Below are 387 nucleotides of genomic sequence, written 5' to 3' on the forward strand. Positions count from 1 at the left end.
TATTGCCTGGGACTGGGCACACGTTGGCAGACATCTGCTGATCCCCTTGGGCATACGAGCTCAGAGCGGCGTTTGTGCTGCTCGTTGCCATGTTAACTCGGCTGATCACAGTGTTGGAACCGGGTTCGATCGCGCCCATGAAGACCGCGGCCAAACCATTTGTCACAACCGGTGATTGCGGCAGAGCGTGCCCAGCGGCTGCGAACGCTTGTGAGAGCTCAAGCAACGCAGCCTGGAGATCATCAGCGGCGCTGTTGGTTGCTGTAACAGTCTGCGTAGCGGCCGCGTGATGGATATCAAAGTACATGTGTCACAACTTTCTGAAAGAACAATCCATCCAACCCCCAACACAAAGGAGGGGTACGCCTATGGCTAGCCGATATTCGC

The 387-nt window shown here is 56.1% G+C and carries 1 protein-coding gene; it reads right to left on the reverse strand.

The window, feature by feature from the left end:
- A partial coding sequence (locus HMPREF3175_RS10260) for a hypothetical protein (RefSeq protein ID WP_176745118.1) occupies positions 1-307 on the reverse strand: 307 nt, incomplete at its 3' end.
- Positions 308-387: the final 80 nt, after the last annotated feature.

Source organism: Arthrobacter sp. HMSC08H08, assembly GCF_001807575.1.
Classification (GTDB): domain Bacteria; phylum Actinomycetota; class Actinomycetes; order Actinomycetales; family Micrococcaceae; genus Pseudoglutamicibacter; species Pseudoglutamicibacter albus.